Annotated in this window: 16 protein-coding genes; 1 reads left to right on the top strand and 15 read right to left on the bottom strand. The window is 39.9% G+C overall.

The features are described 5' to 3' along the window. Positions 1-49: 49 nt before the first annotated feature. The 3 genes from L2737_RS01245 to L2737_RS01235 all read right to left on the bottom strand — a co-directional run bounded on the left by L2737_RS01245 (position 50) and on the right by L2737_RS01235 (position 3,998). On the bottom strand, positions 50-1,240 hold the full coding sequence (locus tag L2737_RS01245; protein WP_248954495.1) for a tyrosine-type recombinase/integrase: 1,191 nt from the start codon (positions 1,238-1,240) through the stop codon (positions 50-52). A gap of 492 nt (positions 1,241-1,732) precedes the next feature. Further along, entirely contained in the window at positions 1,733-2,467 is a 735-nt protein-coding gene (locus L2737_RS01240; RefSeq protein ID WP_248954494.1) for a DUF599 domain-containing protein, read from the bottom strand. A gap of 82 nt (positions 2,468-2,549) precedes the next feature. Next, complete coding sequence (locus L2737_RS01235; RefSeq protein ID WP_248954812.1) at positions 2,550-3,998, bottom strand: NAD-dependent succinate-semialdehyde dehydrogenase; 1,449 nt, start codon at positions 3,996-3,998, stop codon at positions 2,550-2,552. A gap of 278 nt (positions 3,999-4,276) precedes the next feature. Between L2737_RS01235 and L2737_RS01230 the strand changes: the two genes are divergently transcribed. Next, the gene (locus L2737_RS01230) at positions 4,277-4,621 is read left to right on the top strand and encodes a DUF3634 family protein (RefSeq protein ID WP_102529750.1); all 345 of its coding nucleotides are present in this window, start codon (positions 4,277-4,279) and stop codon (positions 4,619-4,621) included. Between the two features lie 202 nt (positions 4,622-4,823). On the opposite strand, the gene L2737_RS01225 is transcribed toward L2737_RS01230, so the two are convergent. The 12 genes from L2737_RS01225 to L2737_RS01170 all read right to left on the bottom strand — a co-directional run bounded on the left by L2737_RS01225 (position 4,824) and on the right by L2737_RS01170 (position 17,228). Continuing rightward, positions 4,824-5,369 carry a DUF3833 domain-containing protein gene (locus tag L2737_RS01225; RefSeq protein ID WP_102529751.1) on the bottom strand — a complete coding sequence of 182 codons (546 nt, stop codon included), beginning with the start codon at positions 5,367-5,369 and terminating at the stop codon, positions 4,824-4,826. Beyond that, positions 5,369-5,935 carry a chalcone isomerase family protein gene (locus tag L2737_RS01220; protein WP_248954493.1) on the bottom strand — a complete coding sequence of 189 codons (567 nt, stop codon included), beginning with the start codon at positions 5,933-5,935 and terminating at the stop codon, positions 5,369-5,371. The genes L2737_RS01225 and L2737_RS01220 overlap by 1 nt, the downstream gene beginning before the upstream one ends. Positions 5,936-5,996: 61 nt before the next feature. Next, entirely contained in the window at positions 5,997-6,521 is a 525-nt protein-coding gene (locus L2737_RS01215) for a DUF2878 domain-containing protein (protein ID WP_248954492.1), read from the bottom strand. A gap of 3 nt (positions 6,522-6,524) precedes the next feature. Further along, entirely contained in the window at positions 6,525-7,796 is a 1,272-nt protein-coding gene (locus tag L2737_RS01210) for an SAM-dependent methyltransferase (RefSeq protein ID WP_248954491.1), read from the bottom strand. Positions 7,797-7,885: 89 nt separating this feature from the next. Further along, the gene (locus L2737_RS01205; RefSeq protein ID WP_102529755.1) at positions 7,886-8,707 is read right to left on the bottom strand and encodes a DUF1365 domain-containing protein; all 822 of its coding nucleotides are present in this window, start codon (positions 8,705-8,707) and stop codon (positions 7,886-7,888) included. Further along, complete coding sequence (locus L2737_RS01200) at positions 8,704-9,969, bottom strand: NAD(P)/FAD-dependent oxidoreductase (RefSeq protein ID WP_248954490.1); 1,266 nt, start codon at positions 9,967-9,969, stop codon at positions 8,704-8,706. The genes L2737_RS01205 and L2737_RS01200 overlap by 4 nt, the downstream gene beginning before the upstream one ends. A gap of 94 nt (positions 9,970-10,063) precedes the next feature. Further along, positions 10,064-10,834: an SDR family NAD(P)-dependent oxidoreductase gene (locus L2737_RS01195; RefSeq protein ID WP_248954489.1), complete on the bottom strand. Its 771-nt coding sequence runs from the start codon at positions 10,832-10,834 to the stop codon at positions 10,064-10,066. Continuing rightward, entirely contained in the window at positions 10,831-11,370 is a 540-nt protein-coding gene (locus L2737_RS01190; protein ID WP_248954488.1) for a nuclear transport factor 2 family protein, read from the bottom strand. Before L2737_RS01190 ends, L2737_RS01195 begins: the two co-directional genes overlap by 4 nt. A gap of 415 nt (positions 11,371-11,785) precedes the next feature. Then, positions 11,786-13,099: an ammonia-forming cytochrome c nitrite reductase subunit c552 gene (locus L2737_RS01185; protein ID WP_241906499.1), complete on the bottom strand. Its 1,314-nt coding sequence runs from the start codon at positions 13,097-13,099 to the stop codon at positions 11,786-11,788. Positions 13,100-13,245: 146 nt separating this feature from the next. Then, a complete protein-coding gene (locus L2737_RS01180) occupies positions 13,246-14,457 on the bottom strand; it encodes an NnrS family protein (protein ID WP_102529757.1) in 1,212 nt (403 codons plus the stop codon). A gap of 219 nt (positions 14,458-14,676) precedes the next feature. Then, positions 14,677-16,173, bottom strand: a complete 1,497-nt coding sequence (locus tag L2737_RS01175; RefSeq protein WP_248954487.1) for a cryptochrome/photolyase family protein — start codon at positions 16,171-16,173, stop codon at positions 14,677-14,679. Between the two features lie 95 nt (positions 16,174-16,268). Then, complete coding sequence (locus L2737_RS01170; protein ID WP_428848364.1) at positions 16,269-17,228, bottom strand: YbgA family protein; 960 nt, start codon at positions 17,226-17,228, stop codon at positions 16,269-16,271. Between the last annotated feature and the right edge of the window lie 122 nt (positions 17,229-17,350).

Raw genomic sequence — 17,350 nt, 5'->3', positions numbered from 1 at the left:
ATAAACTTTCAAAATCAGTTGGTATTAGCTAATCGAATTTTATCAAGAATTACACTAATTTTTGGAAGGCCCCATTAATAGCATCCCTTACCTGAGATACATTCGTATGCGCATATACCAACGTATGCTTTAGTGAGGTATGGCACAGCGCTTTTGAAACCACACTAATATCGGCTCCTGATTGAATTTGCCAAGTTGCAAAAGTACGTCTTAAATCATGGGGTCTAGGTCGTATATTAGGATTATCATGATAAAGCCCTGCTTCTTTAATTGCTTGCTTCCAAACTAAGTCGCCACCAGTAATGTACCCATACTTTGACTTGGGTCCAGCAGGAAATACAAATCGAGTTTCTGAAGATGCTTTCTGACGATTCGATATAATCTCCATTGCCATATTGTGAAGAGGAATTTCGTAATGCTGGCTAGTTTTAGTTCGGGTCGATGGAATTAACCATGTGGCTGAACTTAAGTTTAAATCGCTCCACTCCATCTGCTTCACATTAGATAATCTCGCACCAGTGAAAAGCGCTAGTCGGTAGATATCGGCAACATCTTGATTGGATACACCTTTTAAAGCTGCAAATAATCGTCCAGCCTCTTCATAGGTAAGATATCGATTGCGAATTACACCAGGTAGCTTTTTTATACGGTCAAATGGGTTAAATTGAATGCCTAATTGTTCCTCATAATCAATAGCATAATTAAATGCAGCCTTGAGACCACTTAACGCTTTGTTATGAGCACAATACCCTTTTACCTCTAAGTCTTTAAAAAAAGAACGCGCACATTTTTTACTTAACTCATTAATGTAATGCGAACCAATTAATGGCTTAACATGATTTCGATATGCAACTTCAAGAGCATGGGCTCTTCCTGCAATCGTTTTTCGATAACTCAGTTCATTCTCTTTATAGAGTAGGAATACATCATCAACAGTTACAAACTGCTGTGGCATTGTTTGCACTTCAACTTCAAATGCAGTCAAAGGCTCTTTTAATTCAGACAACATATTATTAGCTAAAATCCGCGCCATACTGACACTCATGCTTCCAGCCTCTCCTAATTTCCTTTTTACATCTTTACCTCTTCGTTTTGCTCTGAAGTAAAAGCTTTTTTTCCCTGTTGGACGAACGAAAAGCTTCAAGTGCGTACAGCGATTATCAACAAAAACTTGTAGGGTGTTTTTAATCGGTAAACGTTCGATTATAATATCGGTAAATAACTTAGTAATTTCTGGCATATTTCACCTTTGTTTCACCTCTGTTTACTAACAAAAAATGAGAAGGTGGAACTGTGTGGACTGGAGTAGCGAAAAACCTGATACGAACGTGCCCCGAAGCCTGTAAAACCTTAATAAAACAGCAACTTACAGAATGGGAGGGGCCACCAATTTTGATAAGCCGCTTAAAGAAATTTAAGCGGCTTTTTCATGTCAAAAATTTAAATTACTCTCCCCTTACGCCCATTGATAACATAATCATCAACAATTCATGCAGTTCGAGCCTTGGAAAGTCACCAAATACTTGATAAGTCGTATGAAGAAGTTTAAGCCGCTTTACATGTCAAAATTTAAATGACTCTCCCCTTACGCCCATTTGATAACATAATCGTCAACAATTCATGCAGTTCGAGGCTGGGAAAGTCCACCAAATACTTGATAAGTCGTATGAAGATATTTATGCGGCTTTTTCATGTCTCGAATTCACTCAGGCTCTATATGCAAGCCAATAATCTAAGGCTGTTGAGCGTCTTTATCTCTCGCCGATTTAGCAATTTCCAAATGTGTTTGTGCTGCAGTAAAGGCTCTTACGGCACGAGACTTGAATTCTCGACGATATAAAGTGTATACCACCAGCAAACTTGCCAATATCAATAAGATAGGGTTCCAGAACCAGCATAAAGCGGCCATAGAGAAGTAATATGACCTCAGGCCATAATTATATGAGTGAGCAGCTTGATCGCCTACTGTGGCCATTTGACGGGAATACGCCAATAAGTTTTTATTTTTTCCAGTGAGATCAATTGGCGCAGCGCCAATCATGACATTCAAAAAGCCATATTGACGCATAGACCAAGTAAATTGGAAAAAGGCTAATACAAAAATAGATGCCAACATGGCTAGCTTCACTTGCACTAAAGCATGGTTAGGTTCAGCTGAAAATGGAATGGAACTAATGACTTCTTCAAGACGTTCAACTTGAGCGAATAAAGTTAATACACCCGCTAGCACCAGTAAGGTGGTTGACGCGAAAAACGCAATATTTCGCTCTAAATTGGCAAGTAAAGAAGCTTCACCAACTCGGATTTCCTTCTTCATCACTTCAGCCATCCAATGGATACGATGTTGATGTAAACAGCGCGCGATACAGTTAGTCGTTTTAGCTTTTTTACGCGCAAAAAAAGTGTAGCCCACCCAGCAGGAAAAAAAACAAGCTAATGCAACAAGGTCTAAAAAGGAAAAAAGCATAAGGCTCAATGTATTATTGGATTAATGCTCAATTATGCAACACATTAACCTTGGCATAAATAGCTTTTCATCATTTATCAATTTAAACCGCTAAACACACGTATTTCATTTCTAGATACTCATCTAGTCCATGCCTTGAACCCTCTCGGCCAAGTCCTGATGACTTAACCCCTCCAAAAGGCGCAACTTCAGTTGAAATCAAACCCGTATTGACCCCAACCATACCAAACTCTAAGGCTTCAGAGACTTGATACACTAAACTGATATCACGAGCATAGAAATATGCAGCGAGACCAAAGTCAGTGTCATTAGCCATGTTGATCACTTGCTCGACTGATTCGAATTCAAATATAGGCGCTAACGGGCCAAAGGTTTCTTCGGTAGCGACTTTCATTGCCTTTGTTGCGCCTTTAATTACGGTAGGTTCAAAATAATAACCGCCTACGGGATGATTACTCCCTCCCAATAAAAGTTCTCCACCGAGTGCTAGGGCATCTTGAATATGCGACTCAACTTTACTTATGGCATTACTGTTAATTAACGGACCAATATCTGAAGATTTATCGATACCGTTGCCAACTTTTAATTGCGCTACAGCTGCGACAAATTTTTCAGTAAAGAGATCTATCACACCTGATTGCACATAAATTCTATTTGCACATACACAAGTTTGGCCTGCATTTCTAAACTTTGCTTGCAGTGCTCCTTCGACTGCAGCATCAATATCTGCATCATTAAAGACAATAAACGGCGCATTGCCACCGAGCTCTAAAGACAACTTTTTCATGGTTGGTGCACATTGAGCCATTAATTTAACCCCAACGGCTGTAGAGCCAGTAAACGAAAGTTTTCTCACGGTTTTACTGCTGCATAGCACTTTACCAATTGCTTTCGCATCACCAGTGACCACATTAAAAATACCTGCGGGAATGCCAGCTCTATCAGCTAACTCTGCCAGTGCTAACGCGCTATAAGGGGTGTCAGGGGCAGGTTTTACAATCATAGAGCAACCAGCTGCAAGTGCTGGCGCAGCTTTACGGGTGATCATCGCTAATGGAAAATTCCATGGCGTTATAGCAGCCGTTACCCCTATAGGCTGTTTCGTCACAACAATGCGTTTATCACCTTGATGGCCGGGAATCGTTTCTCCGTAAACTCGTTTAGCCTCTTCAGCAAACCACTGAATAAATGACGCTGCGTAGCCAACCTCTGCTGCAGACTCTGTTAAGGGTTTTCCCTGCTCTAATGTCATGATTAAGGCTAAGTCATTAGTGTTTTCAATAATCAATTGATACCAAACTAATAACACCTGCTGTCTTTCTTTCGCTGTTTTAGCTTGCCATTGAGACAAAGCAACTTGGGCTGATGTAATCGCTAACTGCGTTTCTTCAGCAGCCATTTCAGGTACAGTCCCAATTGATTCATTGGTTGCTGGGTTAGTAATCACAGTAGACTCGCCAGATACTGCATCACACCACTGACCGTTAATGTAGGCTTGTTGACGAAATAGATTTGAATCGCGAAGTTGCAGCATGATGGCCTCATAACAATTAGCAAAAAATGGCAAAGAGATTGGCGTAAATTAGGTGGTGCTTTGGCATAAAGACGCACACATTGATATTGATGTTAGCGAATTTACCCTCAGATAACGAGAATAACTTACTATAAGTTAATCATTTAAAATAATTGACTTTTTTATTGGTTAACCACAAATGTGAGCTTGGTTATAAAGCTGCAAAAAAAATTGCAATCCTCGGGTAGCAGAGTATCTTAAATAGTAAAGAAGTTGTCATACATAAGGAATTAACCATGCTCGAAACGGGATTAAAAGTATTGTTTGTGCTGGTATTTTTCGTCATTGCCTACAAGCTTATCTTTTCTGGAGCTCGAGGTTTAAAAGTTTTCGAAATGCACTTTAAAGACGGAAAACTCAATAAGCATTCAGGAAAAATTCCTGAGCGTTTCTCACGTGAATGTAAATCTATCGCTAAACATGAAAAGCTCACATGTACTGTCAGAGCCGAAAAACTTAATGGTGTCAGACTGCACATTTCGGCCAATATCGATGACAAGATTTCACAACGAATTAGGAATGTGTTTCCATTTGAATACTACGATAAGAAGCAACCTGATAATTCAAAGCTCAAAGGTTAATTAAGCTGAACAATCAAACAATAAAATGGCGCTGATATTTCAATATCAGCGCCATTTTTGCATTGTGAAGTTGCACACGATGAACGTTAAACAATCAGAGTTAATTTATTGTAGTTAGATTATTGTAGTTAACTCATAATAGTTAACTCATAATAGTTAAATCATAATAGTCACAGGAGATGAAACTCGTACACACTGCTAATTAGTTAACCTTTTGAATGACTAAAGTGACTTCAGCCACTGTGATACCGAATTTAATAATGTCGCTTTTGTTAATAATGGTATTTTCATCCACTAAAAACATCCAATCATCAAAATGAACTTCATATTCTGAATCATCAACCACTAAGTTCATATCATAAGCCCAGCGAAGCGCACTGCCCCTGGCTTCACCTTCAGCTATGCCCAAGATATCGTTAGCAGTGCCTTGATACTTACCATTACCTAAATCGGTTATTTTCCAAATGCGGGTTTGTTTTTCGCCATCATCGTAAATAAACCATTCATTAATCACCCCTTCATCACCTTGCCAACTGGCTTCCATGGTGACGGTAAATTTTCGCGTCACTGTGCCAGAATAATCTTGAACAATGCCTGATGCGGTCAACTGGCCATCGAAGAATGTTTTAAGGTTTAATACAGGAGTTGTTTTATCATAATCTTCAATAGATGCAGAAGAACAAGACATCAACACCGATGCTGCGATTACCACTAAAAAGTATGATTTTATTTTGCTTAGAAGACCCATTATTTGTTTGCTCCAATCAATTGCTCACGTAATTCAGGTCTGCTGGTTTGCTCTGATAGCCAAATACCTAAAAACGCTTTTGAAAATCCAGGTTCTTCGATTATCGGTAAGGGTTTGTCATTATAATAAAATTGGCCTAAGTCATCGCTATGCATCATAAAGCTTAACTTATCGCCCTCTTTAACGTCTGGCCACGCTTGCTCTATTTGCTGCTGTAATCTTGGAATATCTTGATTGGCAATGCCAATGTGTTGCCACTGATCCACTGTTGCTTCGATAAGATCTTCAGCTTCAATATCACGATGGTATTGAATCTCAAGCTTGAGCGGTAGCTGACTATGCTGATAGTCACCATCTACCGACATTAACCTCGCGCTATAGATTGAGAACCAGAGTAAGTCCATGTCTGCTTCACCAACCATCTGCAGATCTGTATGCTTATTATCATACGCCTGCAATAAGTTAACATTGACTTGTTTTTTCTCAATTGAATCACTCTCAAACTGAGCTGATGACACTGATAATGGCGTCAATACAATACAAAGTAATAAGGTGTAGACTTTCATTGTGTTAACTCCTCTCGGCTAATATTTTTCATTGAACGATTAAAGAAAAAGATGAAACATTTCATACCAATTTTTCAAAATCGGTACGAGCATGTTTTAAGCCAATCACCTTTGACAGCCACAGAAATAAAGGGAACATCAATGACCAAATCAACATAAGTGCTAAACCAGAAGTCACTGTGCCATAGGGTAGATCTACGGCATTTAAATTGGCTCCACCGATATAACTTAAGCTGCCAAAAATGCCGCCTAGAAGGGCTTGTATCGAAATAGGAAAATGATTAAACAAGGCTAAACTGTAATTAAGTGACAGAGCAAAATAACCCCATAGTAAACCCAACCACAATGGAAATACCTGAAACTCAAACAACCCTATACCTACAAGCACGGTATCCAACAAGATCCCCACCGAGGCACAAACCATTAAGACTTTAAAATCAAAACTCTTTTGCTGACTGGCGACAAAGTGCCAAATAATCAAAATAATTGGGATAATAATAAGTTGGTTAGCTGCGAGTACACCTGCCCACCAAATCACTTGAAATGCCAGTGCATTGATAATATTGGTATGGGCAGAATGTGGCATTATTTATACGCCGCCAGCTAAAGTGGTGCGGTATTGTGGTCGCACTGCAACCAAATGTACCGTACTCGTTGTACGTTCTAAAAAGCCACCTTCGCAATAGCTTAAATAAAACTTCCACATACGGATAAAGTCATCACCGTAACCAAGTTGCTTTATGGTGTCTTGCGCCTTATCAAAACGTTCATGCCAGTGATACAGGGTTTGCGCATAATCTTTGCCCATATCATCAACAGACCACACCACCATGTCAGTTTGCTTCGCTACGTGTTTATTCATTTCGCTAACGGATGGTAAACAGCCCCCAGGGAAAATATAGCGCTGAATAAAGTCAACGCCTTTGCGATAACTGTCATAACGCTGATCGGCAATGGTAATCGCCTGAATTAACATTCTTCCTGATGGCTTTAGCAAGGTTTCTAATTTCTTAAAGAATCCAGGTAAATACTCATGCCCTACAGCCTCAATCATTTCGATAGACACTACGCGGTCATATTCACCTTCAAGCAATCGATAATCACTTTTGAGTAAAGTGACTTTATCTTGCAGACCTTCTTTATTCACTCTGTCGACAGCATAATCATACTGCGCATCTGAAATCGTGGTCGTGGTAACGTTTACATCAAAGTGCTTGGCGGCATAGATTGCCAATGCGCCCCAACCGGTGCCGACTTCAAGCAACGTTTGCCCAGCTTTTAAATCTAAACGTTCGCAAATTGTGTGCAGTTTATGCAGTTGAGCTTCTTCTAAACTCGCGTCTTTGTGAGGATATAATGCACTCGAATAAAGCATTTCTTTATCAAGAAATTGCTCGTACATTGAGTTACCTAGATCATAATGAGCGAGAATGTTTCGTTTAGAACCTGCGGTAGAGTTACGATTAAAGACGTGAGTTAATCGGTTCATCCCGACACTAAACCATGAAAAGTAGCGTTCAATATTATCGAGTAATGCTAAGTTGCGCGCGAATAGCTGAACGACTTTGGTTAAGTCAGGACTAGACCAATGACCTTGGATGTAAGCTTCACCTGCACCGATAGAGCCGCCCCAAATAATTTGCTTATAAAAACTTGGGTGAGTCACTTGAATGGTAGCGTGTAAGTCAGACTCAAAATCCCCGAATGTTAAACTTTGCTCAGCCGTATCGTCCTTGCCTGAATTAACAATGGTCAAATAGCCACCAGAGAGGAGTTTTAACGCACGTAATAAAATTTTCTTTGCAAAGCTGTCTGAAATACTTGCTTGCTCTACGTTCGCATTAATCGCTGTATTGTCCATATATCTCTCCGATTCTTACTTTTAGCATTTCAATTTTTATAATGATATCTTTCAGTACGTAACAAACTGTCTTTTGGTTTAATTTAAGTTTAATCAGTGTGGGGATGAGCAATAAATGGGATTCTTTTTACAAATAGCTTCATCGCTTGCCAATAAATGCCCCACATGATTTTCAGTGTCATCACAGGAAACCCTATCAACATGTTGCGAATATTACTGGCATTAAATGACTTCCTTCTCAGCTGAAGGCTGGCATCAAATAACTTATTATTGGCATCATCTCGATTTTGAATGGTCACATTAAGTCGCTTGCTTGGTGCAACGACTTGCCATTGATAATGCATGTCCAAATCCATAAATGGCGACACATGAAAAACTTTATCTGTGGTTTCTGTTTGCTCAAGATTCACTAGGTAACAATGGCGTTGATCCCACGGTGTGTTACTGACTTCAGCCAACATATAAATCGGCTGCTTATCTTGATAGCAAAAATAGAAATTAACTGGACTGAAGTAAAAGCCAAAATGACGCACTTGACCGGCAAAAATCACTGACTCACACGATTTAGTTGCCCCCAATTGTTCGATGGTCCACAACACTCGTTGCTTTAGTGCTTTATCTGGTGTGGTATTACTGCTTTGCTTTAAAGAGACACTGTCAGGTATCTCTGTATCACTAAATTGCGATGCAAGGGAGTTTAAGTAGTCATTGGGATTAAACTTAAGCAAAGACCACTTCGTTGTACCAAACAGTCGACTCACTTTGGCTAAATTATCAACCTCATCTAAATCGATGGCTAATAATGCCATTTCATAGGCAAAACTATGGTTTTTAGGAGTAAAACGCCTGTGACTTACTTCACCTTGATACACGCCACTATTAAAACGGTCTTCAGCTATGCTTGAACTCATAGGCTGATGCCGAAATTATTACAAACATCTAGACCACTGCGTACACCATCTTCATGAAAACCGTTATACCAGTATGCTCCGGCAAAATGCGTATGGCGCACACCGCAAATTTTTGTTCGCTCTTTTTGTGCATTCATACTGGCTTCGTTAAACACAGGGTGAGCATAGTTAAATTTACGCAAAATTTTACTGCTATCAATTAAATCAGTCTGATTTAAAGTGACACAAAATGTCGGTGCATCTTTAGGTAAGCGTTGCAGAATATTCATATTGTAAGTCACGCTAGCAGGCTTATTAGCAATATCTTCAGCGTCTTTACCTTCTAAACGGTAATTCCAACTTGCCCAAGCAGCTTTTCTTTTCGGCAATAGATTAATATCTGTATGCAATACCACCTCATTATTTTGATAAGCCATTGCTCCGAGAACTTCTTTCTCATCTTCAGTGGCATCGGTTAACATCGCTAAAGCTTGGTCGCTATGACAGGCCAATATGACTTCATCAAAATAATGCACTTCATCATTGATTTTGATATTCACGCCATCTTCTTTACGTTCAATAGATGTAACTGGTGAGTTCAAAAATAATCGTTCTTTAAAGGGTGCTATCATTGCTGGGATATAACTACGTGAACCACCTTCAAGCACATACCATTGCGGACGGTCGCTGATATTAAGTAAACCGTGGTGTTGGAAAAAGCGAATAAAGAAACGTAATGAGAAAGCACGCATATCATTGATGCTGGCTGACCAAATCGCGGCCCCCATCGGCAGGATATAATGCTCACTGAAAAAGTCTGAAAAGCCATGAGTGTCTAAAAACTCACCTAAGCTGTTTATTTGATAGTCTTCTGCTTCATATATGGCTTTACATTGATTATTAAATTTAACGATTTCAGCAAGGAAACGATAAAAATCAGGCTTTAATAAATTACGTCGCTGGGCAAACATACTCCACAAAGTGTGGCCATTGTATTCAAGCCCTGTTTGAGTGTTTTGCACGCTAAAGCTCATCTCCGTTGGCAGAGACTTAACCTGTAATCGCGCCATCAATTTTTGAAATCGTGGATAGGTTCTGTCGTTGAACACAATAAAACCACTATCGATAGCGTAAGGCTTTCCAGCCACTTCCACATCAATTGTAGCTGTGTGACCACCAATATAATCATTCGCTTCAAAAACGGTAACCTCATGCAACTCACTTAGTAAATGTGCACAGGTTAACCCTGAAATACCCGATCCAACTACGGCAATTTTTTTCATATTAATCCTTCAGGCTTATTCTTTTTATTTTATTAACTCGCCTAATAATGGTTACCAATAATCACCATTATGAGGCCTTCTCAAGTTGTCATCTTTATGCTTTGTCTGCTTTTGGCGTCAGCATATTGTTAATCACTGCTGATGGCAGACAACTCATTAACTTAAGTAAATAGGTAAAACGCTTAGGAAAATGAATTTCGCTCTTACCCGTTTGCATGCCATGCATAATTGCAGTGGCGGCTTTATCGGCTGATATTTGCATTGGCATCGCAAAGTCGTTTTTATCCGTCAGTGGCGTTTTTACAAAGCCAGGACAAATTACACTTACGCCAATACCATGTACTTTTAAATCCAAACGTAAGCTACTTGCAAGGTAGTTCACAGCCGCTTTTGATGCGCCGTAAGCCTCAGCTTTAGGAAAAGGTAAATAGGTCGCACTTGAACTCATCAAGCCGACTCGGCCATTAACTGCGATTAAAGGTAAAAAATTCTCTAAACAATAACCCATTGAAATAACATTGGTTTGAATGACACGCTCGAATAAAGCGCCATCAAACTGAACAGGGTTATTAATGTATTCACAACTACCCGCATTTAAAATGACCATCTTGAGGGTCAGATTATCTTGCTGTAAATGATGCGTAAGCTGTTCTGCCGCTTTTTCAATTTGGTGTTTATCATTGATATCAAATACCAGCGGCGTGGCGCCTTTGATGGTATTTAGCCTTTGGGCGTTACGACCACAAGCAAACACTTGGTAGCCTTCAGCGACATACTGCATCGCAAGCGCTAAACCAATGCCTGAGCTTGCACCAGTTATCAGCACTGCGTGTTGACTATTTGCTTGCTTCATTGAGGCGCTCATGATGATGCCTTAGCTTTAACCATGCTTATCACTTTGCCCAATACAGGAATTTGCTCATACAACATTTGACCAAGGTCGAAATAGTCTCGATGAGATGTGATTTTGTCTGAAAAGATAAGGTGACTCATGCCATCAACTTGGATTGGATTTCCGCGATTAAGTTTGCAGTGGCTGTAGGTCATCTTCCAAAACACTGAAGCTTGTTCGCTCGTGACACTGATCTGTTGAATATCAAAATTAATTGAGTCGACATTGGCATATAGATTGGCAAAATAATCGGTTAACGCACTCATTCCCTTAACGGTATGCAATGGATCTTGAAATACAATATCGTCACTGTATACCTGTTTTAAGAGGTGCAGTGTGTCTTTATTGAGACTTTGGTACATGTTAACAAAGTCATCAATAATCTGCGGCTGTTCAGGTTCAGTTGTCTCAGTCACCTTACTCACCTGCTTAGCGCTAGCAAGTTCGGCAGCTGAAGTCGCCATCGTCGGCTGAAGTAATTCACTAACGTTATTAGTGCTACTGTGCATTTAACTCTCCTTGAACCATCTCATTAAACATCATGTGCTGCTAATCATGCTGTTGCTAAGCATGATGCGCCAATTATCCTTCAGGCTATTTTTAACAACAAAAACGAGTAGTTATCTATTGATATTAATCTTAGTCGAAAGATTTGTCTTACAGAATTTAAACAATAAAAAAAATAATTTTGTTAATTGTTTATACGTCGGTTTTGTTTAAGCAGATCAAAAAAGGCGCTTAGAATTCTCTAAGCGCCTTTTTATTTATTTTAGCTTTTACTTTAGTTTTTACTTTAGCTCTTACTTAACCACTCGCTGAATGGCTTACTTCACTGCATACTTCGCTAGCTATTATGAACTTCGCTACTAGCTACACTGTCAAAATGATATGAGCGAGTAAGTTATTGTGTATTTATAAGTAAAGTTACTCGTAACCTCTCACCGCAATTGGGTTCCAGTTTTTCTCAACTTCTTCTTTAATGAACTTCTGTTTCGCTTCACTCAACTTAGCTTCATTAATTCCCACTGCAGCGTGGGCTGATTCTTTAGAGCTAATATCAGGGTATTCCACCTTAGTGACTTTCAAGCTTTCAAGCACTTGTGCTAATACTGCTCTTGCCATTTTAGCTTGCGATGTTGCACGGCTCAGTAACATACGACCTTCATCAGGGTTATGAGCATATAAACCGTGTGATGCCATAGCGAAATCCCAATGCCATTGACCATGACGAATAGCCATAATTGCACTGTTCATTTGTTCCCAGTTAGCACCAGCATCCCAAGCCGCTTTGGCTTCATAATGTGCTTTCACTAATAACCCTTCTACTTCACGGGCCATGGTTTCAATTTCATGCTTATCAGCATCTAATTTTGCCGTAATAGCTTCTTTGCTTTCATGACAACCAATACAGGTTTTATCAAAATGCGGTAGGGCTTTATCTACTTTATGGTTAGTAAACTCTTCGCCTTTGGCATTTTCTTCTACCGGCATATGACAAGTAATACAGGTGACATTGGCTTCAGCATGCTTACTGCGACTCCAATGCTCAAATTCTGGATGACGTGCTTTCAGTATTGGGGTTTTAGAAATCGGGTGGATCCACTCGTAAAAACGACGTGTATCGTAGTATTTCAAAATATTGTCGGTATCACTGCCGAAAATCCACGGCATGTTAACCACATTGCTTTTTTCAGGTTGGAAGTAATACGTCACATGACACTGACCACATACTTGCGCCCCTTGCATTGAGACATCTTGCTTCTCAAACGGAATACCTGTCTTCTGCATTGCGTTTTGCGCATGAGGACGTGGTAAAGCCAGTTCTGCACTACCGTCCACATGACAATCAGTACAGTAAACAACACTGTTTATCTCAGTGCCTAAATCAGTAAAGTTTGAAGCAGAATAACCTTCAAAACCCATTTCTTTAATCAAACGAGGTGCATCAGGGGTTTTACAAGTCCAGCAGCTAGCTGATGTGCCCATTTCGCCTTCTTTTGGCGGTACACCAGTACGCAATGTTTGCGTGACATCGGCTACTGCAAATTGGTGTCCACGAGGGCTATGGTACTCTTTAGCAAAAGAAGAGCCTGCCCATAGAATAATATTGGCAGGATAACTAGCGAGCATATCTTCGCGTTCAGTTTGCTCTTCAGTTTCAGCCCAAGTCTTAAACTGATCAGGGAATTTAGCTTCATTGACATCAGCTTTAGCGATCGCTGCAGCACACGTTGTCATCCCTACAAGCGACACTAAGACTTGACACAAACTCTTGCTTAACGCTTTACCCGCTAGATGTTTTTTAGCAAACAATGCTAATTGCATATTCACAATTCTTCCTTTAAAAATAATCAATAAATGGCGTAATAACATGAAGCCGTTACTTAGCCTGGACGCCCATCAATACGTGGGCGAGATAAAATTGGACTGTAATGCCAAACAAACAATCCAAAAGCGAGAAACCAAAACCCACCTGCTAACCACAACCAAGTTTGGGTTTGCGCAGGAAATATCAGGGGCATCACTGCACGCAATAACGCAGCAATAGGTAAACATACAAAAGCTAATATCATGTTAGGACCTTGATATATATTTCTGCTTGTATGACCCAGTGACACTCTTGAAATCATTGATAAACACAATGATGCTAAACAGCCGATGGCAAACAAATGTAATAAGCTGCGATAAGCAAATTCATTGTTAATAAACCAACCTAAACCCAACAAGGCAATAGGTAAAGATAAGTAAGATAAATGCAATGACCACAGCATTGGCTCTTTCAATGTTTTGTGGGGTAGCCAGCGACTGATTCTAATCAAGTGTAATACACCAGCACTGAGCAATAGCACTTGTTCAACGGCCATCGGTAAAACCTTAAAAATGGCCTGAACAACAAGGGCAATCATTAACACTAGTAAGCTTTTTTCCAATGCAAAAATGGGCTCTGCTTTGGGTTGCTTTACTCTCATTGCAGTAAAGAATGGAATCACTCTTCCACCGACAATAGTGATCAGTAATGCTAGCCAAAATAACATTCCTTGCCAGATTTGATTAGCTAAAATGAAATTACGCTCTTGTAATGCGTAATAACTCACAAGATTCACTATCAAAGCAACAGTAAGCATGATCGAGAAACCAATATTTTGCCACTGCTTCACTCGATAAACGCAGCGCCACATAGTGAAAGCTGCAATACCTAAAAACAGACTATCGAATATGGCAGGTAAGAATAATGGGATATCAAATGGCAGTAATAATAATAACCTTGCCAATAACCAACTGCTAAAAGTAATCGCTAAAGTGGGACCTTTAAGGCTAGGTTGGTTAGTCCATGTTTGTACCGCTGTCAGTAAAAAACCACACACAATCGCCATGGCAAAACCAAATAACAACTCATGTGGATGCCACCAAAGTGGCAAGACATTCGACCAAAAGTTGCTATTAAATAAACTGTACTGCGGTGTGTACCAACCCATTAGCCATAGGGGAATATATAACATTGCCAATGCAGCGCCGCCCAAGAAAAAAGGTCTGAATGCTAATCGCCATATTGCAGCGGTTTTCTCAGTTTCTGCCGGATCGTCAATATTTAGCATAATAATCAAACCTTTTTAATAACGCACTAAAGATGCATTTGAAATATATGTTTATTGTATGTCGTTATTTCTTTTACAGCAATGATAAAAATGTATCACCTTACAAACCTAGTAGAATCTGTGATCTGTCGCAAAGAAAGTGAGTTAAATTGCTCAATAAAAAAGCCACGATTAAGTGGCTTATTCAAATAACAAATGGCTTACATGGGATATTCAGTATTAGCGCTTTAGCGCACTTAACACCTCTATAGCCCGTTTTCGCGCTGCGCTATGCTCAACAATTGGTGATGGGTAAGCCTGATTGGTAACCTTATCTTGTGGCGCAACATTTCCAAACAAATCATCCTCATTAAAACGAATCTCAGACTGTTCAATAAACAAAGGCTGATGGATCAGTTTAAGTGACTGCTGCGCTAATTCAGGGACATAATGTTTTATAAAACTGGCATCGGGGTCAAATTTACTGCTTTGGTTCATTGGATTAAACACACGAAAATAAGGCTGAGCATCACATCCCGTTCCAGCGGACCATTGCCAGCCACCATTATTTGCAGCGAGATCACCATCAATGAGTTTTTGCCTAAAATATCGCTCACCCCAGCGCCAATCAATAAGCAAATGTTTAGTGAGGAAACTGGCCACGACCATTCTTAAACGATTATGCATCCAACCCGTTTGATTAAGCTGTCTCATCGCTGCATCAATGATTGGGAAACCTGTACGCCCCTCACACCATGCTGCGAACTGCACATCATCATTTACCCATTGAACATCATCGCCTTTTTCATTAAAGCTTTTGCCTTTTGAAAGCCTCGGAAAAGCGACTAAAAGATGACGATAAAATTCTCGCCAAGCCAGTTCATTTATCCATGTTTTAGCAGGGCTTGTATCATCCACTAGCGCTTCAGGGTAATAGCTCAAAGCTGTCGCTAAACATTGCTTTGCACTGATAACACCAATTGCTAAATAGGGTGATAATTTACTGGTGTTATCTAATGCCGGAAAATCTCTTTCGAGTTGATAATCCTGAATGTGCTGCTGACAAAAATAATCCAATATTCGTTTGGCTTCTCCCTCTCCTGCTCGCCATAAATTGCTTGAGACTTTTTTAGTAAAATGGTCAGTCTCAAACACTATCGGATCAGGCTCAGCTATTGCAGGCCCTATTGGCGCAGGGACATGTAAAGGAGCAATCATTTTACTCGACGCGATTTGACGCCATTTTTTGGAAAATGGCGTAAAGACCTTATACATCTGTCCCGAAAGGTTTTTCACCTCGCCCGCATTGATAATGCAGTCTTGAGCAACAAAAGTGATTGGCAGACCAATATCGAGTAATTGTTGATCGCGCTTTCGTTCATTAAACTCAGGCTCTTGAGTCGCAAACACTTGATCAATCTGATTATCAGTTAAAAAGTTGGGCAGCCAATCCATCACATCATCAAACCAAGGCAAGGTCACCACCGTGAGTTTTACACCTAACGCCGCCAGGCCTTGTGCAAGGATATTTAGATGACGCTCAATAAAATCGATTTGAATCGGGGCAACATCATGGCTTTGCCATTGTTTAGGGCTAACAATATATAAGGCTTCAACCTGCGGACAAGTCGACTTATCAAAATTGGCCAATTCTGTTTTCGCCAAAGCAAATGCTTCACAAACAGCAAGGTTGTCGGCAAGACGTAAATCTTGTCTAAACCAAATAAGTGATTTCATGTCAGGGCCTTAACTCAGATTAAAACAAGGATGAAGTGAAGAATTAATTGAACAAATACAGGCCAAATTATTGGCCTGTATTTTAATGTTTAAGTTTAATAAGCGTATCGTAGTCTTAATGCTTCAGGGTGAGGGTTTAGATAAACCTGACCTTCAATATATGGTGTTGGATACTCACGCAGATAGTGATTAATCAATGTAATAGGTACTAGTAAAGGTAACAGTCCTTCACGGTATTTCATGATTGATTCAGTTAATTCTTGTTTTTGCTCTTTAGAAAGATGCTTCTTAAAGTAGCCCTGAATATGCTGCAAGGTACTGGTGTGGTTTTTACGAGTTGCTTTAATCTTTAACGCCGTCATAAAACCTACAAAATAGCTTTGCGCAGCAGCATCAAGATCATCAATGTTCGCTAAAATCGGCCCTAAATCACGATACCATTGAGGGCTATGAGCCATTAGAAGGTATTTATAACGGGCGTGAAACTGCATTAGTTTATGCTTGGTCCAGCCTTCAGCTTGCAAGGTATGCCACTCATGATACGCATATACTCGAGTGATAAAGTTTTCTTTAATCACTGGATCATGCAAGCGCCCCTCTTCTTCCACAGGTAACTCTGGGTAGGTATCCATCAATTTTTTTGCAAATACACCCACGCCGCTTTTGGTACCGTTATTGGTGCCGTACTTATACTCAATGACTCTTTCCATGCCACAGGTTGGCGATTTAGCGCAAAGAATGTAACCACCAATAAAGTCGAGTTCACCAACACGTTTTTGACTGTACTCTTCAAGTTTATCTGTTACATCAATACTGCCATCAGCACTTTTTAAATAAATTTTATCGCCGTCGAGCTCTTGACGGATAGTTTTGCGAGGCGCGCCCATGCCTATTGCCATCTCTGGGCAAACACTGATGTAGTCGAAAAATGGAGCGAGGTCGATATTGCAGTAATTTGAGTTTTTATGGCCGCCATCAAACCGCACTTTTTGACCTAATAGGCAGCTGCTGATACCAATTTGTATTTTTTCAGGATTAAAGATTTCTCTATTCACGATACGACTCCTTGTGGCTTAAAGACCATTACGTTGTGTAATGGCGTTTAGATCACTTGCCTGTATTGATATTAGCCTTTAACTCATTAAATTATAATAAAAAGTAAATTTTTATCTTGATA

Source organism: Shewanella electrodiphila, assembly GCF_023283985.1.
GTDB classification, from domain to species: Bacteria; Pseudomonadota; Gammaproteobacteria; order Enterobacterales; family Shewanellaceae; genus Shewanella; species Shewanella electrodiphila.
This window is presented reverse-complemented; position numbering and strand designations above follow the sequence as displayed.